Origin of the sequence: Dyadobacter sp. NIV53, assembly GCF_019711195.1 — a bacterium.
In the GTDB taxonomy this organism is placed as follows: domain Bacteria; phylum Bacteroidota; class Bacteroidia; order Cytophagales; family Spirosomataceae; genus Dyadobacter.
In genome coordinates this window covers 5,164,250-5,188,740 of the sequence record NZ_CP081299.1, presented here as the reverse complement: position 1 = coordinate 5,188,740, position 24,491 = coordinate 5,164,250, and the positions used below count along the sequence as shown (strand labels likewise).

The window sequence follows — 24,491 nt, the reverse complement described above, 5'->3', positions numbered from 1 at the left end:
AAAAAATTCATTACCAGGATTTACCTGTCTTCCGGCAATTTTCTTCCAAAAACTGGCTGTAAGTATTTGATTCACTTATTTCCAAATAATTCCCGCCTTCCGGCAACGTTCCCGATAACGATTGCGCAATTAAACACAATTTAATATTTGATAATTATAATTATTAGACCTAAACTCGTCTGATCAGTTATTAACATCTAAAGATATTCGTTTCCGGAATATTGAAATAAGTCAATTATGAAAAAACTGGTTTTAATATCGCTGCTTTTCATTTTAGGATTCCAATCGGATAAGGACAAAATCCACGTCTTCCTGATCGGTGATTCTACTATGGCTAATAAATTAGCCAAAAATGCTCCTGAAACGGGTTGGGGAATGGTTTTTCAGGATTATTTTGACGGTAATGCCATAGCCGTTGAAAACCATGCAAAGGATGGCCGGAGTACCAAAAGCTTTATTGCCGAAGGGCGCTGGACGGACGTATTAAACGATATGAAATCAGGTGACTGGTTATTTATCCAGTTCGGGCATAATGATGAAAAAATCAAGGACACGAGCCGGTATGCTGCTGCCAATACGGATTACAGGAAGAACCTGATGAGGTTTGTTACAGAAGCGCGTGCAAAAGGCGGAAATCCGGTACTGATCACACCGGTTATGCGCCGCAGGTTTGACAAGGCCGGTGTTTTTTCGGACATACATGGCGATTATCCCCAGGCTGTAAAAAATGTTGCAAAGGAACTGAACGTTCCGCTGATTGACCTGCATGCCAAAAGTAAAGAAATCATTCTTGAACACGGTGTTGAAGGTTCAAAGGCTCTATTCATTCATCTGGAAGGTGGTATTTATCCAAAATTCCCCAAACCATTTGTAGATGATACGCATTTTTCCAGGTATGGGGCAACGGTCATGGCAAGTGTAATAGCAGAAGGTGTAAAAGACTTAAAACTGGATATCGCCAAATACCTGAAACACTTTGGAACAACCGACAAATTCGTTTACGAACTTCCAAAAGTGCAGCTACCGGTTTTCAAAAAAGACACTTTTAATATTACTTCCTACGGTGCAAAAAATAATGGTGTTCTCGTAAATTCTGCTGCCATACAAAAAGCGATTGATGCATGTGCTCTCAATGGAGGCGGAACGGTTTTAGTACCTGCCGGTATCTGGCTTACAGGCCCGATTATCCTTAAAAGCAACGTTGATTTACATATTTCAAAAAATGCACGTTTACAGTTCAGCAGTAATTATGATGATTATCCGGTAGTCCGGACTACCTGGGAAGGACTCGATGCTGTGCGTTGCCAGTCTCCTCTCAGTGCAATTGATGCCACCAATATCGCTATTACAGGCAGTGGGATCGTAGACGGCGCCGGACAGGTTTGGAGGGCAGTAAAAAAGGAGAAATTAACTCAGGAGCAATGGAATAAACTGGTGGCTTCCGGCGGTGTTTTGAATAAAGATAAAACGATCTGGTACCCTACTGAAAAATCATTGCTTGGGAATAATACAAAAGGTGCCGGAAATATTGCAGCGGGTTATACGGTGGAAAATGTAACGCCTTTCAAGGATTTCCTCCGCCCTAATATGGTTCGTTTTACCAACTGCAAAAAGATACTGCTGGACGGCGTAACTTTCCAAAACTCCCCTGCCTGGAACCTGCATCCTATGCTTTGCGAACACATTACACTTAGAAATTTAAAAGTGACAAACCCTTATTATGCACAAAATGGCGACGGTGTTGATCTGGAATCCTGCCGTTTTGGAATGATAGATAACTGCACTTTTAACGTAGGTGACGACGGGATTTGTATAAAATCAGGAAGAGACGAAGAAGGCCGGAAACGTGGGGTTCCTACGGAAAACATTATTGTTCAGAATTCAACTGTCCTGCATGGACACGGCGGATTTGTAATAGGAAGTGAAATGTCGGGCGGGGTTAGAAACCTGTTTGTTACCAACTGCACTTTCACCGGGACGGATGTAGGATTGCGTTTTAAAACGGCCCGCGGACGTGGCGGAGTGGTCGAAAATATATGGATATCGGATATTAAAATGAGTAATATTCCCGGCGAAGCGATTTTGTTCGATATGTATTACCAGGCAAAAGATCCGGTTCCAAAGCCCGGTGAAAAGAATGTTCTGCCAATAATGAAGAGGGAGCCTGTAAATGAAGGCACACCTCAGTTTCAAAACTTTAACATCAGGAATGTGGTTTGTGAAGGCGCGGAAACCGGAATTCTGGTGCGTGGTTTACCTGAAATGAATATTAAAAATATTAATATAGAAAATGCAGTCCTGCATAGTAATAAAGGTTTTGTATGTATAGAAGGCGATCATATCAACCTTAAAAATGTGTCGTTTTTCACAAAAGAAAAAACCGTGATGCAAATCCAGAACAGCAGAAATGTAACCATGGATGGAATTCAGTATGCAGACAACCGCGATTTGCTTTTGAAGGTGACGGGGGATCAGTCAAAGGCGATTCGGTTGATTAATACGGATGAAAAGGGCGTGAAGAAGGGGGTTGAGTTTGGTGGGAAGGGTTTAGAGGGGGTTGTGAGGCGGGAGTAATAAAATTATCAACGATCAAGAAGTTGATCATACTGAGCGACGATCTTGTCACACTGAGTGAAGTCGAAGTGCAGGCGACCAAGTCTCAATTATCTACATTCAACACGTTAAAACCTTTGCCAAAGTGATACATAATGTTAACAAGATAATTCAATCATACCGGCTCGCACTTCGACTTCGCTCAGTGTGACAGAATCTTAGATAATTCAATCCAATTGCTTGAAATAACATCATAAAAAAGGAAATTAAACCAATGACCCAAAAAGCCAAACAATTCATAAACGACGACGAAATACCCTGGGACGACTTGGGAGGAGGTTTGAAACGCAAGATCATGTCTTATGATGATAACCTGATGATGGTAAAAGTTGCCTTTGAAACGGGTGGAATTGGCGCTTTACACAGTCATTTTCATACGCAAATGAGCTACGTGGAAAGCGGTGCTTTTGAAATTACGATCGGGGATAAAACCGGAACGCTCAAAAAAGGTGATGCTTACTACATTCCGCCTGATATTATACATGGTGCTTTATGCACAGAAGAAGGCATTCTTGTAGATATTTTCACTCCGTTAAGGGAAGATTTTATTAAATAAAAAAACCAATATCTGACTAAATCGTTTAAAATGAAATTCACCTTCAAATCAGCGCTTCTTTCCATCATCTTTTTGTTTATAACCAGCCACTTATTCGCTCAGTCAACAGCTAAATCACCTGCACAGGAAGCAAAAGGGAAACAATTTATTGTCGATGCAGATATTCCGTGGCAGGATCTGGGAAAAGGACTGAAACGCAAAATTATGTCGTACGACAGTACGATGATGATGGTCAAAATAGTATTTGAAAAAGGCGGCATCGGTACTCCTCATAAACATGTGCATACGCAAATGAGCTATGTTGAAAGTGGTATTTTTGAAGTGACAATTGCAGACAAAAAACAAATATTAAAAAAAGGCGATGGCTATTACATTCCTTCCAATGTGATGCATGGCGCGGTATGTTTAGAGCCGGGAATCCTGATCGATTTGTTTACGCCCATGCGTGAGGATTTTGTAAAATAAAGCTGATTGACAACTTATTAATGAGTTTGAATATGATAAATACTTTTTCTTTTTGCTTAAAAAATATAGCGCTTTTCTTTTTGTTCTCTATCTTATCCACGACTGCTATTGCGCAGGATATTCCGTTATCCCAGCAAATGGCCGATTCCTTTATTGCCCGCAATAAGGATTCTATTCTGGTTGGGAAAAGTACTGTAACACGCTGGGATTACGAGCAGGGACTGATGCTGAAAGCCATTGAAAAGGTATGGTACCGGACTGGTGAAGGAAAATATTTTGAATATATCCGCAAAGATATTGACCAGTATGTAAAAGAAGACGGAAGCATACGCACTTACAAATTTGACGAATTCAATATTGATAATATTCCGACTGGCAGGGCTTTACTGACTTTATACCAGCAAACTCAGCCGGATAAAGAAAAATACAAAAAAGCTGCGGACCAGCTTTGGAAACAACTGGAACAACAGCCACGAACCAAAGAGGGTGGGTTTTGGCATAAAAAACGTTATTCCAATCAAATGTGGCTGGATGGCCTGTTTATGGGTGAACCTTTCGCGGCGGAATACAGCATGCTTTTCAGCCATCCTGAGCATTTTGATGACATTGCAAACCAATTTGCATTAATTGAAAAATACGCTGTTGATGAAAAAACGGGACTGATTTACCACGCTTATGATGAAAGCCGTGAACAGCCATGGGCAGATAAAAAAACAGGCAGATCGCCAAATTTTTGGGGACGTGCGATTGGCTGGTACGCAGTTGCATTGGTGGACGTACTGGAATATTTCCCTCAGGATCATCCGAAACGTGCCGAACTAATCAGATATCTCCAAAGGTTAGCGCCGGTTCTGGCTAAATATCAGGACAAACAATCGGGTCTTTGGTATCAGGTAATAGATCAGGGAGCGCGCAAAGGCAATTATTTTGAAGCTTCGGCATCCTGTATGTTTGTTTATGCTTTGGCAAAAGGTGCGAGGCTTGGGTACATTCCGGCAACATACGCTAAAAATGCTAAAACCGGATATGACGGAATCCTGAAAAATTTCATAGAAAAAGAAGGTGATGGCAGTATCAGTCTGAATAAAACGGTGAGTGTCGGTGGTTTGGGCGGCACACCGTACCGGGATGGCAGTTACGAATATTACTTAAGCGAGCCAATCAGAAAGAACGATTTGAAAGGTGTCGGGCCATTTATATTTGCGAGTGTCGAAATGGAAATCGCAGCAGAAAACGCTGTTGGCAAAAATAAAAAAGTAGCACTGGATTATTTCTTCAATCACGAATTCCGCAAAAGCGCTACCGGCAAAGAGGAACCATTTCACTATACCTGGGAGGATCGCCAGCATTCAGGGTTCTGGCTTTGGGGAAATACGTTCAGGGAACTTGGCGCTCAGACCGTTTCTGTTCCGGCCGCCCCAAATGCTGAAAACCTGAAAGGAATAGATCTTTATATTATCGTAGATCCTGATACAAAAAAAGAAACGGCCAACCCGAATTTTATTCAGCCTAAAGATATTGCTGCTATTGAAAAATGGGTAAAAGCAGGCGGCGTACTTATGCTGATGGCGAATGATACTTCTAACTGTGAAATACCTCATTTTAACCAACTGGCAAAAGTATTTGGTATCGAATTCACAAACAGAAACCGGAATATGGTACAGGGACTGCAATTTGAGCAGGGCCGGCTCGACATTCCTGCCAGTGACAAAGCTATTTTTAAAACTGCCGGTAAAATTTACATCAAAGAATTATCCCCGTTAGCATTGACTGGTGCTGCGAAATCTGCGCTCACAGATCATGGTGATATTATTCTTGGGATTTCGAAATACGGAAAAGGAACTGTATTTGCCGTGGGCGACCCGTGGCTATACAACGAATATCTGGATGGCAGGCGTATTGATACAAGCTTTGAAAACTTTGAGGCTGGAAAAGATCTGGCAGAGTGGCTGTTGAAACAAGTTGTAAAAAAGTAAAATACAACGCTTATGAATCATCTTTTTCGTGAAAACCTGCGGCAGCTCCGGAATAATTCCGATGTAATTGTACCGGACGATGCCATTTTCAAACTTCCTGAAAAGGTACTGCAATTTGGGACCGGTGCATTTTTGCGCGGACTGGCAGATTATGCCATCGACAAGGCCAATCGCCAGGGTATTTTTAATGGTCGTATTGTAGTCGTAAAGTCCACCAGTGAAGGTGATTTAAAAGCATTTGACAGGCAGAACAATTTGTATACGATCTGTACAAGAGGGATTCAGGAAGGCAAACCGGTTGAAGAAAATATTATCTGTTCGTCGATAAGCCGTGTGCTTTCTGCCCGGTCGCAATGGTCGCTTGTTTTGGATCTTGCCCGGAATCCGGCAATCAGTATTGTTATTTCCAATACGACCGAACTTGGGATCCAGCTTATCCAGGATGATATTTACCAGTGGCCGCCTATCTCATTTCCAGGCAAATTACTTGCTTTTTTATATGCCCGTTATGTTGCTTTTGGGGGAAGCCCGGATTATGGCGTAGTCATTATTCCAACCGAACTGATATCTGATAACGGAACCAAACTGGAATCCATTGTGCTTGAATTGGCTCACCGGAACGGACTGGAAAGCAATTTTATAGACTGGCTCGAACAAAGTAACTCCTTTTGCAATTCGCTTGTCGACCGCATTGTACCGGGAAAACCGGATGAGGCGACGAAAAAAGAAATGGAAGAAGAACTGGGTTATGAAGATGACCTGATGATTATTACTGAACATTATCATTTATGGGCGATAGAAGGAAATGAAAGTGTAAAAAAGAAATTATCGTTCAGTGAAGCTGGCAGTGGCGTAATTATTGAACCTGATATTGAACTCTATAAAGAACTGAAACTGCGCTTGTTGAATGGAGGACATACACTGGGTGGCGGATTGGCTCATTTGTGTGGCTTTACTACGGTAGTGGAAGCGATGGGAAACAGATTTTTCGCTGCTTATCTGAGTAATCTGATGGAAAATGAAATTGCTTCGGCCATACCCTATCCATTGGATTTAAAAACTGCCCGGAATTTCGGACGGCTCGTTTTAGACAGGTTCAGAAATCATCATATTCAGCATAAATGGCTAAATATTACCTCTAATTATTCGGCAAAAATACTTTCACGGGTTATGCCGGTTTTTGTACAATACGATAAACAGTTTCAGACCAATCCCGATTATATCACCTTTGGCTTTGCAGCTTATATCTATTTTATGAAATCTGTAAAAAAGAATGGCGATAAATATTACGGACTTTTTAATGGCAATTACTATCTGATCCAGGATAATAAAGCAGCTTATTTTTATCAGAAATGGCTGATCGTTTCATTGCCTGAAATGGTTCACGCCATACTGAAAGATCCGTTTATCTGGGGAAAAGACCTGACAAAAACGGGAGTAATCGAAGAAAGTGTCGTCTTGTATCTGGAATCCATAAAAACCAATGGAGCTATGGCCGCGCTGAAAGCATTTATGGGAAACATGGAATATGCCTGAAACCGTTTACTACTGCTGATCTGATATAAATTTAAATTTACCACCTAAACCTAATTACCTGATTTCATGGAAAACCAGATGACGAAATACCGATGGCGCGTTGTGGCATTGCTTTTCACTGCTACAACGATCAATTATCTGGACCGACAAGTACTTGGCCTTCTTAAACCAACTTTGGAAGCGGAATTTGGCTGGAAAGAAAGTGATTTCAGCCACATCGTTATGGCATTCCAGGCGGCTTATGCCATTTCTTTAATTGGTTTTGGAGCTATAATTGACCGCATTGGTACCAAAATGGGTTACATCATTTCTGTTGTGGTTTGGAGTTTGGCGGCGCTTCTGCATGCGGTGGCCACGGGCACTTTCAGTTTTGGGTTTATGAGGGCGTTATTAGGCCTTGGAGAAGCTGGTAATTTCCCGGTAGCTATTAAGGCAACTGCGGAATGGTTCCCAAAAAAAGAACGTGCATTGGCAACGGGTATTTTTAATTCAGGAGCCAATATTGGCGCTGTTGTTGCCCCAATTATGGTACCCTGGATTTTGGGTGCTTATGGCTGGCAGGAGGCGTTTTTAATTACCGGAGCAGTAGGATTTGTCTGGCTCTTTTTCTGGTGGAGATATTATGAAGTTCCTGCCAAACAAAAAAGCCTGAGCGAAGCAGAATTTGATTATATCCATAGTGACAATGAACCGGATACAAGTAAAGAAGAACCAGTAAAATGGCTGGACCTTTTCAAAATACGGCAAACCTGGGCATTTGTTTTCGGTAAAATGCTGACTGATCCGATCTGGTGGTTTTTCCTGTACTGGCTGCCTTCCTATTTTGCAGAAGCATTTAAATTAAACTTGTCCAAACCCAGCCTTGAACTTGTAATTGTGTATACCGCAACAACGATCGGCAGTATTGGCGGTGGTTATTTATCAGGATATCTGATTAAAAAAGGTTGGCCGATTTTCCGTGCACGGAAGATGTCCATGCTGTTTTTCGCTATTCTGGTTACACCTATTATGCTCGCCCAGTACACTACCAATATCTGGCAGGCTGTGTTTCTGATCAGTCTGGCGGCAGCTGCACACCAGGCGTGGAGCGCTAATATTTTCACAACAGCTTCGGATATGTTTCCCAAGAAAGCTGTTAGTTCTGTGGTAGGTATCGGCGGAATGGCCGGATCAGTAGGAGGCATTCTTTTTCCGCTTTTAGTTGGGATCATTCTGGACAATTACAAAGCGGCAGGAAATATCGGCGGAGGTTATAATATTATCTTTATTATTTGCGGTTTTGCTTATTTACTGGCCTGGGGTGTGATGCATTTATTTGCTCCAAAAATGGAACAGGTAAAGATTTAAGGGCTATCAGCTTTCAGCAGTCGGCTTTCAGCTGCAATATTTCAGCCATTACTCATAACTTATTTTGTTATCATTAATCGAACAAAAATGAAAAGGACATTCTTAATTACTGTTTGTTTCTTATTAATCAATATCCTGTCTTTTGCACAAAGCAGTGATGAAAAAGCAGTGGCTGACGCCGTGGAAAAACTTCGGGTTGCAATGTTGGATGCTAAAGAATCCGATTTAAATAAACTTACTTCTGCTGATTTGTCTTACGGGCATTCCAATGGTTTACTGGAAGATAAAAAGGAATTTATCCGTGCTCTGACCAGTGAAGAATCAAATTTTACGCGAATTGAGATTACTGAGCAAACCATCAAAATCTCGGGTGATATTGCACTGGTACGGCACAAGCTCATGGGAGATACGCATAACAAAGGCAAAGACCCTGCTCCGGTAAAACTGGGTATTTTTATGGTTTGGCAAAAATCGAAGGGAGATTGGTTATTGATAGGACGTCAGGCGTTTAAATTACCCTGATATTTTGATGGATTGTTTATGATATAATTTGCAATCCGGTCAAACGCTTCATTGTTGCGGATGATGTGCTCAAAATAATCCCGTTGCCACAATTTTTTATTAAATGGTTTCCAATCCATATTTTTCACTCCACGCGTATAATTGACCGTAGTAATTGATTTAAAAGCTCCCTTTCTTGAATCCCGCGAATTATACCTGTCTATTCTGGAACAACAGATTCAGAACCTCATCCCTCATCAAAAAACTTTAACGCCCCTTTATAAAAACCGGTAATATGTTTGCCTTCTATTTCAGTGCAATCAAAGGAAATCGCATATTGACTATCCTCTTTTTTTACCGTGATTTTACCCGCTGATATTTCATAAAATTCGCCATCAAAAGTTACAAAGTCTGCCTGAAAAACAGCATAGGAATACAGAAACGTCTCCCCTTTATAGGGTGGACCGAATGGATTAAAAGCATATTCCCCATCGGTAAGCGCATTGGGAACGGAGCCGGATAATTCGAAATAAATGGCATGGCCTACACCCGAAATGGAATCCAGTTTTCCGTTTACTTCATGAAACTGAACACCGGATGAAGAGAGAAACAATACCTGTGCATTGGGTTGGCCAGTCGCAAAAGGGCCATAATCAATCAGAAGTGCCTGTGATAAGTCGTAATCAACCCCATTGATAGTAATAATACTTTTGGGAACGACTTCTTCATCTTTTTTACAACCTGTAAACAGAAAACCAATAAGAAAAAATATACAAAGCGATTTTGTAAAAACAAGCATAGTTACAATCAGTTAGAGGTTGAAAAATCATATGTTACTTTAAAATGAATTCTAAATGTTAATCAACCTGTCCAATTTGTAACAGTCCTGGCTTTTCTCTTAAAACAAACCACCTGCGACTTATCAGAAAATGTAAATGCTCTAATAAGTCACAGGTGGTTCCTGCTTTATAATTTATTCTTTTAAATTAAAACCATTGAATTCAATGCGACGGTTTATCGGGTGCCGGAGCAGACGCGTGGTATTCACTTTGAATGATTTCTGCGTATTTATCCAGCAATTCTATTACTTTTTCACGCGTTTTTGCCCTTACTACCAATCCAACATGATAAGGTTCATCCATGCGCCATACTATTTCAGGATCATGGAACACAGACAGATCCGGCCATTCTACGCGGGCTAATGATATAATAATCCCCGAATAATCTTTTCTTACAGGAGGCAGTTTATAATTTTCACCTTTTGCTTCCGCAGTCTCCATTTTCGCCCATTCTTTCCATAAATTGATACCGGACGAAGCCTCTACCATTTCAGAGAGATTGGCACCGCCAACTCTTGAAGAAGTTTCCAGGAAATAGTATTTCCCATCATCGTAACAACGGATCACTTCGGTATGTGAGGCACTGTGTTTTAATCCGAATGCTTTTAGTAAATCCACTGCCAGTGTTTCCAGCGCGTGTTCTTCCGAAGAATCAAAAGGAACGGTAACAGAACGGAATATGCCTCCGCCATGCGCTACATCAAACGGCGGAGCGAGGTATTTACTGTTCCATGAAAAGATAACCCTGCCGTTATACGATATGGAATCGACATGATAAACATCTCCCGGCTTGAACTGTTCAATCAGGTATGCATGCCTTTTGTCGCCCAGGCTGTGAATAGTTTCCCAAAGCTCATCCACATGGTGCATTTTTTTGATTCCTGTGGCAGAGGCTTCTGAACGCGGCTTGATCATCCATGGGCCGGGATATTTTTCGATAAAACGATTGATCTCATCATCATTGAAAAGTGAAGAAAATCCCGGAACCAGAATCCCCGATTCAGCAGCTTTGGTACGCATCGCAAGTTTGTCACGAAAATACCGGCCTGTGGTTTGCCCCATTCCCGGAATCCTGAAATATTCTCTTAAATGTGCAGCCTTTTCCACATCAAAATCGTCCAGGGCAACAATCCTGTCAATTGGCCTGCTACGCATCACATAGGCCAGTCCGCTAATGATCTGATCCATGTTATAGGTACCATCTTCCCCTTCTTCTACATAAAAAAACTCATCTACGGAGTCCCGGACCCATGGCTTGTTTTCGAGCTTTTTAGCAGTTAGCAAATAGACTGTATTTCCAGCATTTTTGCAGGCTTTGAGAAAGTCATTTCCTTTAAAAAACGTTGATATGCAAAGAAAGGTTAGAGTTTGAGTCATAAGAAATTTATCAGTGGATGTATATGGATTCTATTCTGGTTTTTGAAATAAAACTTGCTTTCTCAAATCTAACAAAAAGAACCAATTTGTCAAGGCATGTCAAAATTATATTTTGGCGTAAAAGCGTGTTTATAACTGATCCTGTATGATAAAAGTTTTTTCATTGCTGCATTAAAAACTCTCTTAATAAACGTACTCCATAAGCTGTACCAGACCGGCCAGGCGCAAACTCTATGTCCCCGAAAGCGGTTCCAGCTATATCCAGATGTGCCCAGGAAGTATGTTCATCCGTAAAAACTTCCAGAAATTTGGCTGCAACAATGGCTCCTGCCAACGGTTTTCCATGGTAGTTTTTCAGGTCAGCCACATCCGAAGAAATCTCCTCTTTGTATTCGTCCCAAACCGGCAACCGCCACAGACGTTCGCCGGTTTTTTCACCTGCCAGTGTCAATTCGTTTGCTAATGAATCATTAGGAGTAAATAGCCCGGCTGCTTCATAACCCAGCGTTTGTATCACACTTCCGGTCAATGTTGCCAGATCTATTACAACATCCGGCTTATATTGGCGGACTGCATAACTTAACCCGTCAGCCAAAATCAGCCTTCCTTCGGCGTCAGTGTCAATCACTTCAATGGTTTTTCCTGAGTAAGAACCAATCACATCACCGGGTTTTGTAGATGAGCCGTCCACACAGTTTTCTGTGGAAGGAATAACACCAATGATACGGACCGGAAGTTTCAGCTGTGCCGCGAGTTCAACAATTCCCAGTACTGCACCAGCTCCGCCCATATCGCTTTTCATCAAATGCATGTTGGCAGAGCCTTTAATAGAAATACCACCTGTATCAAACGTCACGCCCTTTCCCACCAAAGCTATTGTCTTTTCATACTTTTCAGGCTGATAATCTGTTACGATCATCACCGGTGGCTGGTCGCTTCCCTTGCTTACAGAAAGCAATGCGTGCATCCCCAATGCCAGTAAAGTTTCCTTATCAAAAACAGACACTTTGTAATTGTTTTTCCGGCCCGATTCCAGCGCCCATTCAGCCAATGTATCAGGAGTTTTGTAATTACCCGGTGCATTCATCAAATCCATAATCCGCATCTGTACAACAGCTGTTTGCTTCGCCAGTTCAGCAGCCGCGGTTACGGAATTCGATTGCTCTCCGGGAAGGATGAATAACTTTCCTTTTTCACCAAAAAATGAGCTGAAAGGTTTTGGGTCAGATTTGTATAGCTGTATATTATATCCGCCAAGCAGAATACCATTTACTGCAACTTCGATCCATTCCGGTGAAAAATTGCGTGCATCCAGTACAATCTGTTCCGGCCAGCGGTCTTTCCTTTTAAAAAAAGAGACCTGAATGCTTTAATAACAGAAGATATTTTAGGTTGTTTCCCTAATCCAAACCACAATTCCTGAGAAGAATACCACCAAATTTCACCCTTTTCGGCTTTAAACATGTTCTGGTTTGCTGGTTCCTGTCCTTGTTCAAAAGCACGAAGTAGAAGTATATCCTCTGGTGCTTCCAGTGTTTGAATGATCTGCATTTGCTGTAATTTAATTTATCAGTTAAAATCAAAGCTAACCAAGATTTAAGGATTTTCGGATTTACAGGATTTTTATGATTAAAAAAATTTCACTCACTATCATTCGTATTACAGGTGAAACGATAATTTTATCGTCTGTAAAATAACAAATATGATGAGTATGGAAATGTTACCTACTTCTTTACTTTCCGTTTTAACCTGACTTACACTTTTCGACACAATCTTCAATTATATGACCGGAATACTTTCCTATTTGAAACCGAATGCTTCTTTAATCGCGGCTACGGTATTATTAGCCAGTATCACAACGGCTTCTTTCGCGCAAAGGAACGAGACCAAAGCCAACGATTCCAATACACCGCTACACCTTTTACAACCAGATTATCCGGTTCCTTATGGCATTGTAAAAAAAGAAAATATTGTTGCCGACCTGACCAGGATTTATGAATATTTAAACAAAGTAACGCCGGCTGCTTTTGTGGATTCTAAAACCGGGAAACAGGTAACGGATCTTACTAAAATTGACCAGAACACCGCACTTCAAAAAGGCGATTACAGGATTGTCAGTTATGAATGGGGTGTTACTTATGGCGCTATGTTGCTGGCAAGCAAGGCTACCGGCGATCCAAAGTTTAAAGAATATTCCGATTCGAGATTAAAATTCATAGCTGAATCTGTACCGTTTTTCAAGAAAACAAGCCTGGAACATGCGGATTGGGCAACAGCCGGCCCATTACGCGGCCTGGTTGATCCTCATGCCCTGGACGACTGCGGTGCAATGTGTGCGGCGATGATCAGAGCTACACGTGCAGGCACTACCGGTAATTTTCGCCCCTTAATTGACAGCCATATTGACTATATCCTGAATAAAGAACATAAACTGAAAGATGGCACACTGGCCAGAATGCGGCCGCAACCTAATACGATATGGCTGGATGATTTGTTTATGGCTGTACCTGCTCTGGCTCAAATGGGAAAACTGACAGGTGAAAAAAAGTACTATGATGAAGCTGTAAAGCAGGTTTTGCAAATTTCAGATCGCATGTTCAACAAAAGCAAAGCCGTATACATGCATGGCTGGGTTGAAGGCATGACAGAACATCCGCAATTTCACTGGGCGAGGGCAAACGGATGGGGAATCCTTACAAAAGTCGAGCTGTTGGATGTACTTCCTGAAAACCATCCCGGCCGCCCGAAAATACTGGCATTGCTGAAAGAACACGTTCGCGGACTGGCTTCATATCAGTCAGGATCGGGTTTCTGGCATCAGTTACTGGATAGAAATGACTCGTATCTGGAAACGTCCGCAACGGCCATTTATGCTTATTCAATTGCAAAAGCGATCAATAATGGCTGGATTGACGGACTTACTTATGCACCTATGACACTTTTGGCCTGGAATGCCGTTTCAACTAAAATCAATAAAGAAGGGCAAGTGGAAGGGACCTGCGTTGGAACCGGTATGGGCTTTGACCCGGCATTTTATTATCATCGCCCGATCAGCCCTTTTGCAGCACATGGATACGGCCCGGTAATTATGGCCGGTTCAGAAATTATCAGTTTACTGAATAACAAATCATTTGAAATTAATGACAGTTCGGTTCAGTTGTTGCAGAAGAAGTAGATGGATTAATTTGGATCAACTCATTCCTTAACAAATTTCACAGATTTGGAAAGCAATTCATTATCAGATCTTATTTTCAAAACATACAAACCTGCATGTAACACCGAAACACTCACCGAGCCAAGCCCATCATTATCCAGTTTAATTTCATTTTTACTTAAAATTAATCTCCCGAAAATGTCATAGATACTGGCTTCAATAATAGCGTTTTTACTACTTGCTAAACTGATTTTGAGTTGATTATCTGTTGGATTGGGTAAAATCATCAGCGGACTTTCCTGGAATGCTGAACAACTTTTTTCCAGAATACGTGTGTATTGCACTTTGCCGTCCCGGTCATTTTCAACAATCCGATAATAAGATTTCTGCGAAGAAACGAATGGATCAGTGAATGAATAGTTTTTCGATTTCTCACTATTGCCGGCTGCATCCACAGAACCAATTTTTTCCCAGTTTAAAGCATTCACACTTTTTTGTATTTCGAAATAATCAGCATTCAGCTCACTGGAAGTTCCCCAGGAAATTTCGACCTTATTTTCATTGCAGGCCACTTTGGTATACGTAAATGTAACTGGTAATGGCGTTGTTATTTTTGTTGTTGAATTGTTTCGGGTAATGAGCCAAAATTCCGGGTCGATAGTTACTGACTCTGCTTCAAAGCCCAGGTTTTCACTAAAATTCTGATTACTGAATGTATTATTCGCAACTACCAGTTTTTGCTGTCCGGTTGTAGCATTTTTAAATAATAACGGAACCGGCAATTTAAAAAAGGAAACAGAAGTGTGCGATGTGGTCTGTTTCATATTAAACTGAACCGAATTCCCGTTTGTATACCATTCCAGCTGATAAGACGGATATCCCTGTCCGGAATACCACTGATCAAAGAAGTAGGTCAAATCTTTTCCACTGACTGCTTCCAGATGGCTTTTGAGATCTGCGGTTCCGGCAAAATGATATGCAAGGGAAGCGTCATTCTGGTAATTCCGTATTCCTTCAAAAAAAACTTCTTCACCCAAAATCCATCTGAGCATATATAACAAATGCGATCCTTTGGTATAACTTAAACGGCTGTTAAAAATCCGGTTCACATCATTTACATCATCAACCCGAACGGAACCACCGGCCAGAGCAGTAATTTGTGCAATTTCATTTGCGCGTATCGCTATGGCACTGGACGGATATTTGTTTTCCATATACATACTGGCCAGATGTGTAGCAAATCCTTCATTCAGCCAGATATCTTCCCAGGTTCCGCAAGTGATTTTGTCTCCAAACCATTGATGGCCCAATTCATGGGCAACGAGCTTTTCATCAACACTAACCATGAATGAATTAGTCTGATGCTCCATACCGCCGCCCCAGCCAAATTGTACATGACCGTATTTTTCATTTATAAAAGGATAAGTGCTAAAACGGTTGCTGAAAAATTGTAATGCATCCAGCGTATTTTGTGTTCCGGCCTGAAATGAAGCGAGATTCTCAGGGTAGCAGTAAGTAAGCATCGGAAGGTTAACTGATCCGATCAAAACGCTATTATTGAACACCGTATAATTTGTAACAGCAAAACAAACCAGATAACTCGCAATAGGGTAAATATGCTTCCAGTGCGTTCGTGTTTTCCCGCCAGGAACTGCCGTTTCACTTTGTAACAATCCATTTGCAGCGGCTTTGTAAGCAACAGGATGGGTTATATAAATATCTATCCCTTTATCCGCTTTGTCATCCAGTCCGTTTTTGCATGGCCACCAGTCACTGCTGCCATATGGTTCGCTCAGCGTCCACATAGCCGGAACTGACGGACTGCCGTGTGATGAAAGAATAAAGGAGCCAAAGCCTGAACTTGGTGGTGCGCCCTCATAATTTATGCTAACAGAATCAAGCGTTCCAATAGCAACCGAAGCCGGAAAAATAATTTGTAATGTATTATTGGTGTGTGAAATGGCAAGTGAGGTATTTCGCTGCTGAACGCTGGAAACGGAAAGGGCATTATCAAGATCAAAAGAAATAAAATTATCATGGGCTTTCATGATATAATAGGCCGTCAGTTTCCCCCTGATATAATTAATGGCCGGGTCTACCTCCCACTCTGCCCGATAATACTGTACATCAAAATTGACTGATGCATTAGCCAGCGCAGAGTTTTTATGCGCATTAACCAGTTTGCGATGGCTTTCCTGCTCACTTTTAGCAATATCCGATATGTCGCTTATTTCAGATATATGCCCATCTTTCTGAGCATATACCATGTTACAGATCAGCAAGTTAAAAAACAGTATAAATGCGCGCATATCAGTTGTTTATTTATGGAAATATACAATTTATTAGCACAAAAAAAGAGAAGTTAAGTTTTGAAAACTTGACTTCTCTCATTGACATCTAAAGCACTAACACTTAATAATTAATCAAGCCCTCCTTTACGCGTTGGTTTCTTCTGTTCCGGCCAGACTCCCGGTTCACCCTTAGCATTTAATGGTAAAATAATCTTGTCCCGAGAAGTTTTTGCAGGATCTTCACTTGCCTGATAAGCCATAATAGCAGCCAGAATTGCGTTACTGCGCACATCATCAAACACCACTTTATCATACGTATCGCGGTTGGTATGCCAGGTGTAAGTTCCATACGACCAGTTTAAAGAACTTAGTGAAAATGCAGGAGCACCGGCAGCTACGAACGACGCAAAATCGGAGCCTCCGCCACCCGGAGCACCCGGAAATTTGGTTTCTATTGGTGTTTTAATTGCTTCCGGCACTTTGGTTAACCAGCGTCCCAGATAATCATAAGAATTCAAAAAGCCTTGCCCTGAAATATTCACCACCCTTCCTGTACCATTATCCTGATTAAAAACAGCCTGAATATTTTTAACAATTTCCGGGTGATCTTCCACAAATGCCCTCGAACCGTTCAGTCCCTGCTCTTCACTTCCCCAATGACCAACCAGAATCGTTCTCTTTGGATTTGGGTACATTTTTTTCAGAATCCGCATCGCTTCCATCATTACAATGGTACCCGTTCCATTATCCGTTGCGCCGGAACCGCCATCCCACGAATCAAAATGAGCAGACAGGATTACGTATTCATCCGGTTTCTCAGTTCCTTTTATTTCACCAATCGTATTAAAAGTGGGTACTATACCCGTTTCTTTTGCATCACCGCGTACACTGATTTTTGGTGTATGTCCTGATTCTGTCAGGCGGTATAATAAACCGTAATCTTCTAGGGAAATATCAACAGTCGGGATTTTTTTGGTTGCTGCACCAAAAATCTTATTCGCCCCAAACCCTTTTGACCAGTAGGAAGTTACTATACCCACTGCACCCGCTTTTTCTAAAGCAACTGCTATTGTCCGGGTAGTATAACCTGTTTTGGTAATCCGTTTTGTCCAGGCTTCTGTTTTCTCGTCACGTTCCTTTTTCATTTTTGCAAATGAATCCTTGGTACCAAACTCCTCCCAGTTGTAATCAGGCCGGCCGGTAGGCTGTAACATGCTGATCATGACAAATTTGCCCTTTACAGCCGGTATCCATTTTGCAAAAGCAAGCGAATCAGCCAGATCAGGAATAATAATCACCTCGGCAATTACATCCTTTCCTGCTGTTGACGGGCTCCAAGCAAGCTGCATTCCTTCCAGTGACTTTACTCTTGGAGATACCATGTCAATATGAGAAACACCCCGCTCCCATCCACGCCATTCGCCCCATTTCTCATTTTTTGCTGTAATGTTCCAGCCTTTGTATTTGGCTACGGCCCATTCGTGCGCCTGCATCATTTGCGGCGAACCTACCAGTCGCGGGCCGATAACATCCATTAACTCATGAGCCAGTTTCTCAAGCTGGGAATTTTCAGTAGCTTCCTTTACTATTCCGTCAATAACCGGATCTTTCGTTTGTGCCATGCCCATGTTGCCGGAAATCAGCAGAATAAGGAAAAGGCATCTGGATAATATTTTCATTGAATTCATTGTTGGTTAAGGTTATTGTTAATTCCGAATTTATAGAATCTAAATCATGCTTCCACACGGATGATGAAATGTTTGTATTCAATCATTTTAAAATGCAAAATGATTATTTTGACTAATAGATTCATTTGGTAAGGGGCACTATACCTTTTACAGCCTGATTTGCATTTTATTAAAGTAAATTCCGTTCTAACTGCCACATAATAACTGATTCAGCAGTATTGTAATTACCGGCTAAAATATAAATATTCAAATTCTGCCAATCCACAGGAATAACCGATTCACACCAATGCGTTGAACTCTACTGGAAAGACTTTCCGATAAAAATATTCATTTAAAAACGATCCGAAATGAAAGAGCAACTGCGCACAATATTATCTGCAACCTCCGGCCTTCCCGCCTCATCTATTACTGATCAGGCAAACCTTTCCCGTGACCTGGGACTGGACAGTCTCGATACCGTCGATCTTGTACTTCAGATGGAGGATCAGTTTCATGTGTCTATTCCTGATGAGGATTATTCCAAATTGCAGACTGTGGGAGAGATTTGCGAATATTTGAGACAAAAAACAACCATAATTATACAATAATCAGTTTTAAGGATTAACGATTATTTTTCTCTATTCAGGAAATAAAAGATTTATAGTTCCTTAGAATTATAAATTTACAAATACCTGAAAATCAATAAATAGCCGTTTAATAAGTATACAGCTTACCAAATACCACCCTTAATAATATTCATTATCTTGCGATAGACATGATTGGAGGTTCTTCTGTGATACAGAGGTTCTTCCTGAAATTTATTTGACTAAATTCAATCGAAAAAAATATGATCCTCCTTGAAATTTCATCTAATCTGTTAAGCTCGCAGGAAATACTTAATATCTCATTGATGGCAACAGTGGGAATTGTACTTATATGGTTTGTATTTTTCTTGGTTGCGTATAAACAAAAGGTCAGGATTACCGAAATTTTACAAATGCAATCATTTTTTCGCACTACAGCAGTTATTGGAGTAATTGCTTCTACTACTGTTTTAGCATTATCCGGCAGAATTGAAGGTGAACTCGCTGCTGCAATATTGAGTGGAATTGTAGGATACGTTCTTGGAGCTGGTTCAAGAAAACCTGATCCTAAGAATGCAAATTCAAAGAATACTAATCCTGAACTTGAAGAAGAAATTAAATAATATTGTTATCAACGAAATCCACCTGTATAGCACGCAATTTTTTAAAGACTTATTTGTAAAATACACGTTATCTAAACCCTTACTTTTGTCAAATTGTCATTTCCAATTTGCGGATGGGTTCACGAATCGTTCAGTTTGTTTTCTTTGCTAATTATTTTGTCGGGTTACTGGCAATTGCGCTATCCGTTGAAACAGTTTTTCAGCTCGAACTTCCATCCAATTCTTTTGCTTATTACTTGTTGCTTTTTTCGGCTACGGTCATGTATTATACCTATGCCTACTCCGGGCCGGCCAGTACTGCCGCATCTGCCAATCCGCGCACGGAATGGTATCGCCGCCATCATTCGTTTATAGGTATTAGTCAAAAGTTTTTACTGGCCGTATTTTTAATTACCGGCACATTTATCCTGTTTGAAAATTATAAACGAATTTTCAGTCTAGGCCTGGTTTACTGGCTTATGGTAGCGGCTATACCAATCGCGGCCGTTTTATATTATGGCTTGCTTCCCAAGTCACTTTACCGTTTCAATCTGCGAAATACGGGCTGGCTTAAAGCATTTGTAATTGGTTTTGTTTGGGCGGGCTGCGTCAATATTTTACCCGTCACGATGGTAAAAATAGAACATGGCATCTCTGTTTCAGAACCAGGTTTTATGCTTTGGCTTTTTATCAAAAACTGGATGTTCTGTACCGTTAACGCCGTTATGTTTGATATAAAAGATTATGACGACGACGCCAATAAACAACTAAAAACTTTTGTGGTCCGAATTGGATTACGAAAGACTATTTTCTTTATATTAATACCATTATTACTTGTAGGGCTTATTTCACTCCTGATCTTTACGTATTATAAAAACTTTGGAATTGTTCCGGTCCTGATCAACCTGATACCATTTATTAGTCTGTTATTCGTAGCTTATTCGTTACAAAGGCCGAAAAAAATTTTATACTATCTTATTGTCATTGACGGATTGTTGTTGGTGAAAGCCATTTGTGGAATTACAGGAATGCTTTTCATGAAGTATTTCAGTTCATAAGCTCTAACAAATTACCAATGATAAACAATTATGATCCGATTGCCGCAAATTATGATTTCCTGAGCAGGCTTATTTTCCGGCAAAACCTGATCCTTTCACAAACCTGCCTGCTTCAGCATATTCCTCCCAATTGTAACATTCTTATTGTAGGCGGAGGAACCGGATGGATTCTGGAAGAAACCGCAAAAATTCATTCTTCCGGGTTGTCTATTACCTATGTAGAAATTTCTGAAAAAATGATAGGTCTCGCAAAAAAACGCGATTTAAAGCAGAACGAAGCATATTTTATCAATATTGCAATTGAAGATTTTATTACGCCCAACCAATTCGACATTGTGCTGACTACCTATTTATTTGATAATTTTAATGAGAAAAAGGCCATACTCGTTTTTCAAAAACTTGCTTCCTTATTGAAAGAAAAAGGGAAATGGCTATTTGCTGATTTTCATATTGATAAAGAAAGTAAAAACTGGCAAAAGTTGTTATTAAAACTCATGTTCCGTTTTTTCAGGATCATCTGCGATATTGAAGCAAGAGAGCTTATTCCAATGGATAGTAAATTTACAGAAAACGGCTTTCGTGAGATTTACAGTTACAGCCGGTTTTATAATTTTCTCAAATCTTCGGTTTATATCAGATTATCGGTTTAATCATTAACCTCATCTTATTTTTTCTAACTTTTATCAGAATAAAGCTCCATAAAATGGCTTGATCTTTTCAGGCAGATTATCTTCTCCAAGCATATCCCTGAGATCAATTTCTATATTCCGGACTATGCTGCCAACGGGAACATCATTGAGCAATCCTTCAAAAGGGTTCTCGCTGATGTCACCTGTATATTCCATGAACATAAAAACCCACGAAACGATCATATTAAAGGGAATCAGTAAAAACATATATTTTTCTCCCAGTTCCAGAAATTCGGTCAGCAAACCGAATGGAAGTAATGTCATGAATATAAAGATAAACAGGCTCGAAGTAGTGGCATACTGACGCGGAAACGGGGTATTTTTAATTCTCTCGCTTTTTCCCTGCTCATCATAAAATGAAGCAATAAGATTTTGTAATTCTACATGCTGGTAAGCATCAATCAATCCCTCGCTTCTTAATTTACTGATATGTTGTGACTGGCGGTCAAGCAATTGGGTTGCCATATTCCGTTTGGTTTTAATCCAGTCTGTTTCCTGAGGTGAAAGATATCGTACAATTTCATCATCAAAACTTTCCTGTGTTTTATGTAAAGCAGCCCTCTGTCTCTTACTTGCCTTATCTTCATGCTCCCAGGAAGTTCGCTGCGCCATAGCGTGTTTCAGGGCATACAGCCAGCCAATATGCCGGTAAATAATTGTTTGAATATCATTGTCAGCCAATTCTTTGGTTGTTAACTGAGAATCAGAATTATACACGGTAAAAGCTCTGACAGCAGAGCCAAAGGACCGGCTTTGATTGGTGATAGCGCCCCATATTTTCCTGGCTTCCCAGCTGCGGTCATAAGATTGATTGTTTTTAAAACCGACAAAAAATGCAGTTGCCGTACCAACCAGCGACACCGGTAACCAGGGAATAGCTACCCATTCCCAGCCAAGGTACTGGTAAACAAAAATTGCCATAATACCCGTGAAAATGGAAAACAAGACCATTCGCCAGGAATAATAATAAACAATAAGAGGTGACAGGTAGCGCTTTATGTACATATGGTAGTTATTTGAATATCAGCTGTTTCAAAGCAGTAATTTACTTCATAAAATTTTATGATTCCGTGGGAATTTAAAAGTACAAAGCAATCATTTCAAATACTGCTTTTTAAACTCCGAAGGATTTTCGCCGACAATACTTTTGAATAATTTATTAAAATACGAAAGACTTTCGAATCCGACTGCAAAACAGGTTTCAGAGACCGTTTTATCCTGTAATAAATAATTTTTAGCCTGATTGACGCGGTACTGATTAACAAAATCGGTGAAAGTCATTCTGGTATTTTTCTTGAAAAACCGGCAAAATGCGGCTGTTGTGAGGTTTACCTGTGCGGCAATGAAATTAACGTCAGGACTTTGGTCAAAATGAACTTCAACATATTTATAAATCGCATCCATACGATGCTGCTCCTTTTGCAACGATTTATTCCCAGCCGGAGCAGTATTTAAAATACTGATTTCATTGGAATTTGCGAGTAATTTCAGGATTTGGAGCAATGACATCAGCTGGTCAAAATGATCCAGTTCGGGTAACTTTTTTAATTTTTCGCCAACAGTTTGCTTCGTATTACCGCTGAATGATAAACCATAATGAGATTGATCGAACAGCATCTTTATAGAATTAAGCTCTGGAATATCCAAAAAATCTTTTCCCAGAAAGTTCTCCTTCATCTGGATAATTACCTGCTCACATTCCGTACGGACGCCGTAATCGAAATTCAGATGCGGAATATTAGGACCGATAAAAACCAGGTCGCTCCCTTCATACACAGATATATGATCACCGACACGCCGCGTTCCGCTTGTTCCTTCCACATAAACAATTTCATATTCAGGATGAAAATGCCATAGAAATGTGTCGTTCAATCCCGGACTTAAAAGAACTTTAAACGAACTTCCCTGTGTAGGAATAATTTCTTCACGAATGATTTTCATGGTTTTTCGCCGTGAGTTGTTAGCGTTTGGCTTTTAGCTTTTCCCTGATAGTTTTGGTTACGGATCCGTGGTACGGCTGGGTGATCTGTGAATCAGCCGGGCCACGGATATAGATTCCTCCCTTTCCTCCATCCTCCCTTTTCCTCATAACAATTTACAATTAATCATTCCCTTTTGCTCTTTTCGCACTATAAATTTAAAATAATATCAATACAGAGCAAATACTGGTTATTGTAACGGTTGAAATAAGCATTGGCAATAAATTAACTTTGTCCTATTAAATAACAATAAAATATTATCCCAATGGAACATCAAACTATGGCTCCAACTATGGCGCCAAAAAATGCGCACCAGGATATACCCGGCAATCCATCTACCGCGAAGTCGAGCAATGTGAAACTGAATGACCGTAGCAATGGCAAACCTTTGCAGTTATTAAGTGAAGAAGACTGGCAGTTCTGGATTACAAACGGATACATTGTTATCAAAGACGCGGTGCCAAAGGAGCAGGTTAAAAAGATGGCCGATTTTCTTTGGGAATTTGAAGAAAAAGACCCGAATGATCCGGAAACCTGGTATGCTCCGCCACGAGCAGAAATGAAAATGAAAGAGCTGACCAATACCGGAATGGTTGAAGTTTACAACCATCAGTATATGTGGGACAATCGTCAGTATCCAAAAGTGCATCAGGCATTTACGGATATATGGGGAACTGAAAAACTTTGGGTAACAATTGACCGTGCGAACCTGAATATGCCATTACGACCGGGATTTGATTATAAAGGTTTCATTCACTGGGACTATGATCCGGAGACAAAACCACAAAATGTGCAGGGTGTATTGGCACTGGCAGACCAGGATGATGAAAACATGGGCGGCTTTCAGTGTATTCCTGAACTGTTCAGGACTTACGATACCTGGAAACTGACGCAGCCCGAAGACCGGGATCATTTTAAACCGGATATATCTGGTTTTGAACTGGTGAAAGTAAAAATGAATGCAGGAGATCTGCTGATTTTCAACAGCTCACAGCCACACGGAATAAGGCCGAACAGAAGTAAAGACAAAGTACGTATGGCACAATATATTGCAATGATGCCCGCTCAGGAAGACGATGAAGAACTGCGCCAATGGCGGATCAATTCCTGGAAAGAAAGGCAGGCACCGGAAGGCTACGCGTTTCCGGGAGATCCAAGAAACTGGGAAAAAACAAAATATGAAACAGCTATTTTGTCACCGTTAGGTAAAAAGCTGTTGGGCCTGGATAAATGGTAAGGCTCGCGAAATAATTAAAA

General features: G+C 40.7%; 22 protein-coding genes. 13 read left to right on the top strand and 9 right to left on the bottom strand.

Annotated features, from left to right (window positions below; genetic code table 11):
• Positions 1–237: 237 nt before the first annotated feature.
• The 7 genes from KZC02_RS21440 to KZC02_RS21410 all read left to right on the top strand — a co-directional run bounded on the left by KZC02_RS21440 (position 238) and on the right by KZC02_RS21410 (position 9,015).
• Positions 238–2,574 carry a glycosyl hydrolase family 28 protein gene (locus tag KZC02_RS21440; protein WP_221390566.1) on the top strand — a complete coding sequence of 779 codons (2,337 nt, stop codon included), beginning with the start codon at positions 238–240 and terminating at the stop codon, positions 2,572–2,574.
• A 253-nt stretch (positions 2,575–2,827) separates the two neighbouring features.
• Positions 2,828–3,169, top strand: coding sequence for a cupin domain-containing protein (locus KZC02_RS21435; protein ID WP_221390565.1), 342 nt, complete (start codon positions 2,828–2,830; stop codon positions 3,167–3,169).
• A 30-nt stretch (positions 3,170–3,199) separates the two neighbouring features.
• On the top strand, positions 3,200–3,634 hold the full coding sequence (locus tag KZC02_RS21430) for a cupin domain-containing protein (RefSeq protein WP_221390564.1): 435 nt from the start codon (positions 3,200–3,202) through the stop codon (positions 3,632–3,634).
• 137 nt (positions 3,635–3,771) lie between these two features.
• A complete protein-coding gene (locus tag KZC02_RS21425; RefSeq protein WP_221395133.1) occupies positions 3,772–5,610 on the top strand; it encodes a glycoside hydrolase family 88 protein in 1,839 nt (612 codons plus the stop codon).
• A gap of 12 nt (positions 5,611–5,622) precedes the next feature.
• On the top strand, positions 5,623–7,146 hold the full coding sequence (locus KZC02_RS21420) for a tagaturonate reductase (RefSeq protein ID WP_221390563.1): 1,524 nt from the start codon (positions 5,623–5,625) through the stop codon (positions 7,144–7,146).
• Positions 7,147–7,212: 66 nt separating this feature from the next.
• Positions 7,213–8,493, top strand: coding sequence for an MFS transporter (locus tag KZC02_RS21415; RefSeq protein WP_221390562.1), 1,281 nt, complete (start codon positions 7,213–7,215; stop codon positions 8,491–8,493).
• A gap of 87 nt (positions 8,494–8,580) precedes the next feature.
• Positions 8,581–9,015 carry a nuclear transport factor 2 family protein gene (locus KZC02_RS21410; RefSeq protein ID WP_221390561.1) on the top strand — a complete coding sequence of 145 codons (435 nt, stop codon included), beginning with the start codon at positions 8,581–8,583 and terminating at the stop codon, positions 9,013–9,015.
• Between the two features lie 226 nt (positions 9,016–9,241).
• On the opposite strand, the gene KZC02_RS21405 is transcribed toward KZC02_RS21410, so the two are convergent.
• The 4 genes from KZC02_RS21405 to KZC02_RS32050 form a co-directional block, all read right to left on the bottom strand.
• Positions 9,242–9,793: a hypothetical protein gene (locus KZC02_RS21405; RefSeq protein WP_221390560.1), complete on the bottom strand. Its 552-nt coding sequence runs from the start codon at positions 9,791–9,793 to the stop codon at positions 9,242–9,244.
• A 202-nt stretch (positions 9,794–9,995) separates the two neighbouring features.
• Positions 9,996–11,210 (bottom strand): acetyl-CoA carboxylase biotin carboxylase subunit family protein, encoded by a 1,215-nt coding sequence (locus KZC02_RS21400; protein ID WP_221390559.1) that lies wholly within the window; start codon positions 11,208–11,210, stop codon positions 9,996–9,998.
• Between the two features lie 160 nt (positions 11,211–11,370).
• A complete protein-coding gene (locus KZC02_RS21395) occupies positions 11,371–12,306 on the bottom strand; it encodes a M17 family metallopeptidase (RefSeq protein WP_229253715.1) in 936 nt (311 codons plus the stop codon).
• A gap of 173 nt (positions 12,307–12,479) precedes the next feature.
• Positions 12,480–12,761, bottom strand: coding sequence for a hypothetical protein (locus KZC02_RS32050; protein ID WP_229253714.1), 282 nt, complete (start codon positions 12,759–12,761; stop codon positions 12,480–12,482).
• A gap of 232 nt (positions 12,762–12,993) precedes the next feature.
• Between KZC02_RS32050 and KZC02_RS21390 the strand changes: the two genes are divergently transcribed.
• On the top strand, positions 12,994–14,385 hold the full coding sequence (locus KZC02_RS21390) for a glycoside hydrolase family 105 protein (RefSeq protein WP_221390558.1): 1,392 nt from the start codon (positions 12,994–12,996) through the stop codon (positions 14,383–14,385).
• A 20-nt stretch (positions 14,386–14,405) separates the two neighbouring features.
• Here KZC02_RS21390 and KZC02_RS21385 read toward each other — a convergent pair whose 3' ends face one another.
• Both KZC02_RS21385 and KZC02_RS21380 read right to left on the bottom strand, forming a co-directional pair.
• Positions 14,406–16,673 carry a M1 family aminopeptidase gene (locus tag KZC02_RS21385; RefSeq protein WP_221390557.1) on the bottom strand — a complete coding sequence of 756 codons (2,268 nt, stop codon included), beginning with the start codon at positions 16,671–16,673 and terminating at the stop codon, positions 14,406–14,408.
• 110 nt (positions 16,674–16,783) lie between these two features.
• Complete coding sequence (locus KZC02_RS21380; RefSeq protein WP_221390556.1) at positions 16,784–18,334, bottom strand: M20/M25/M40 family metallo-hydrolase; 1,551 nt, start codon at positions 18,332–18,334, stop codon at positions 16,784–16,786.
• A 356-nt stretch (positions 18,335–18,690) separates the two neighbouring features.
• Here KZC02_RS21380 and KZC02_RS21375 point away from each other — a divergent pair, with 356 nt between their 5' ends.
• The 4 genes from KZC02_RS21375 to KZC02_RS21360 all read left to right on the top strand — a co-directional run bounded on the left by KZC02_RS21375 (position 18,691) and on the right by KZC02_RS21360 (position 21,216).
• Positions 18,691–18,930: an acyl carrier protein gene (locus KZC02_RS21375; protein WP_221390555.1), complete on the top strand. Its 240-nt coding sequence runs from the start codon at positions 18,691–18,693 to the stop codon at positions 18,928–18,930.
• A 302-nt stretch (positions 18,931–19,232) separates the two neighbouring features.
• Positions 19,233–19,529 (top strand): hypothetical protein, encoded by a 297-nt coding sequence (locus KZC02_RS21370; RefSeq protein WP_221390554.1) that lies wholly within the window; start codon positions 19,233–19,235, stop codon positions 19,527–19,529.
• Between the two features lie 113 nt (positions 19,530–19,642).
• Complete coding sequence (locus tag KZC02_RS21365) at positions 19,643–20,566, top strand: UbiA family prenyltransferase (protein WP_221390553.1); 924 nt, start codon at positions 19,643–19,645, stop codon at positions 20,564–20,566.
• Between the two features lie 17 nt (positions 20,567–20,583).
• On the top strand, positions 20,584–21,216 hold the full coding sequence (locus tag KZC02_RS21360; protein WP_221390552.1) for a bifunctional 2-polyprenyl-6-hydroxyphenol methylase/3-demethylubiquinol 3-O-methyltransferase UbiG: 633 nt from the start codon (positions 20,584–20,586) through the stop codon (positions 21,214–21,216).
• A 33-nt stretch (positions 21,217–21,249) separates the two neighbouring features.
• Here KZC02_RS21360 and KZC02_RS21355 read toward each other — a convergent pair whose 3' ends face one another.
• The 3 genes from KZC02_RS21355 to KZC02_RS32570 all read right to left on the bottom strand — a co-directional run bounded on the left by KZC02_RS21355 (position 21,250) and on the right by KZC02_RS32570 (position 23,344).
• Positions 21,250–22,260, bottom strand: a complete 1,011-nt coding sequence (locus tag KZC02_RS21355) for a bestrophin family protein (protein WP_221390551.1) — start codon at positions 22,258–22,260, stop codon at positions 21,250–21,252.
• A 90-nt stretch (positions 22,261–22,350) separates the two neighbouring features.
• Complete coding sequence (locus tag KZC02_RS21350; protein WP_221390550.1) at positions 22,351–23,196, bottom strand: AraC family transcriptional regulator; 846 nt, start codon at positions 23,194–23,196, stop codon at positions 22,351–22,353.
• A gap of 19 nt (positions 23,197–23,215) precedes the next feature.
• The gene (locus KZC02_RS32570) at positions 23,216–23,344 is read right to left on the bottom strand and encodes a hypothetical protein (RefSeq protein ID WP_255636938.1); all 129 of its coding nucleotides are present in this window, start codon (positions 23,342–23,344) and stop codon (positions 23,216–23,218) included.
• A 155-nt stretch (positions 23,345–23,499) separates the two neighbouring features.
• Here KZC02_RS32570 and KZC02_RS21345 point away from each other — a divergent pair, with 155 nt between their 5' ends.
• Positions 23,500–24,471 (top strand): phytanoyl-CoA dioxygenase family protein, encoded by a 972-nt coding sequence (locus tag KZC02_RS21345; RefSeq protein ID WP_221390549.1) that lies wholly within the window; start codon positions 23,500–23,502, stop codon positions 24,469–24,471.
• Positions 24,472–24,491 lie beyond the last annotated feature (20 nt).

Excerpts from the sequence above, each read along its gene's own strand:
- KZC02_RS21430 (WP_221390564.1), top strand. The coding sequence starts at position 3,200 with ATGAAATTCACCTTCAAATCAGCGCTTCTTTCCATCATCTTTTTGTTT.
- KZC02_RS21390 (WP_221390558.1), top strand. The coding sequence starts at position 12,994 with ATGACCGGAATACTTTCCTATTTGAAACCGAATGCTTCTTTAATCGCG.
- KZC02_RS32050 (WP_229253714.1), bottom strand. The coding sequence starts at position 12,761 with ATGCAGATCATTCAAACACTGGAAGCACCAGAGGATATACTTCTACTT.
- KZC02_RS21400 (WP_221390559.1), bottom strand. The coding sequence starts at position 11,210 with ATGACTCAAACTCTAACCTTTCTTTGCATATCAACGTTTTTTAAAGGA.
- KZC02_RS21380 (WP_221390556.1), bottom strand. The coding sequence starts at position 18,334 with ATGAAAATATTATCCAGATGCCTTTTCCTTATTCTGCTGATTTCCGGC.
- KZC02_RS21370 (WP_221390554.1), top strand. The coding sequence starts at position 19,233 with ATGGCAACAGTGGGAATTGTACTTATATGGTTTGTATTTTTCTTGGTT.
- KZC02_RS21355 (WP_221390551.1), bottom strand. The coding sequence starts at position 22,260 with ATGTACATAAAGCGCTACCTGTCACCTCTTATTGTTTATTATTATTCC.
- KZC02_RS21350 (WP_221390550.1), bottom strand. The coding sequence starts at position 23,196 with ATGAAAATCATTCGTGAAGAAATTATTCCTACACAGGGAAGTTCGTTT.
- KZC02_RS21415 (WP_221390562.1), top strand. The coding sequence starts at position 7,213 with ATGGAAAACCAGATGACGAAATACCGATGGCGCGTTGTGGCATTGCTT.
- KZC02_RS21405 (WP_221390560.1), bottom strand. The coding sequence starts at position 9,793 with ATGCTTGTTTTTACAAAATCGCTTTGTATATTTTTTCTTATTGGTTTT.
- KZC02_RS21385 (WP_221390557.1), bottom strand. The coding sequence starts at position 16,673 with ATGCGCGCATTTATACTGTTTTTTAACTTGCTGATCTGTAACATGGTA.
- KZC02_RS32570 (WP_255636938.1), bottom strand. The coding sequence starts at position 23,344 with ATGAGGAAAAGGGAGGATGGAGGAAAGGGAGGAATCTATATCCGTGGC.
- KZC02_RS21395 (WP_229253715.1), bottom strand. The coding sequence starts at position 12,306 with ATGGATTTGATGAATGCACCGGGTAATTACAAAACTCCTGATACATTG.
- KZC02_RS21345 (WP_221390549.1), top strand. The coding sequence starts at position 23,500 with ATGGAACATCAAACTATGGCTCCAACTATGGCGCCAAAAAATGCGCAC.
- KZC02_RS21410 (WP_221390561.1), top strand. The coding sequence starts at position 8,581 with ATGAAAAGGACATTCTTAATTACTGTTTGTTTCTTATTAATCAATATC.
- KZC02_RS21435 (WP_221390565.1), top strand. The coding sequence starts at position 2,828 with ATGACCCAAAAAGCCAAACAATTCATAAACGACGACGAAATACCCTGG.
- KZC02_RS21375 (WP_221390555.1), top strand. The coding sequence starts at position 18,691 with ATGAAAGAGCAACTGCGCACAATATTATCTGCAACCTCCGGCCTTCCC.
- KZC02_RS21425 (WP_221395133.1), top strand. The coding sequence starts at position 3,772 with ATGGCCGATTCCTTTATTGCCCGCAATAAGGATTCTATTCTGGTTGGG.
- KZC02_RS21365 (WP_221390553.1), top strand. The coding sequence starts at position 19,643 with ATGGGTTCACGAATCGTTCAGTTTGTTTTCTTTGCTAATTATTTTGTC.
- KZC02_RS21360 (WP_221390552.1), top strand. The coding sequence starts at position 20,584 with ATGATAAACAATTATGATCCGATTGCCGCAAATTATGATTTCCTGAGC.
- KZC02_RS21420 (WP_221390563.1), top strand. The coding sequence starts at position 5,623 with ATGAATCATCTTTTTCGTGAAAACCTGCGGCAGCTCCGGAATAATTCC.
- KZC02_RS21440 (WP_221390566.1), top strand. The coding sequence starts at position 238 with ATGAAAAAACTGGTTTTAATATCGCTGCTTTTCATTTTAGGATTCCAA.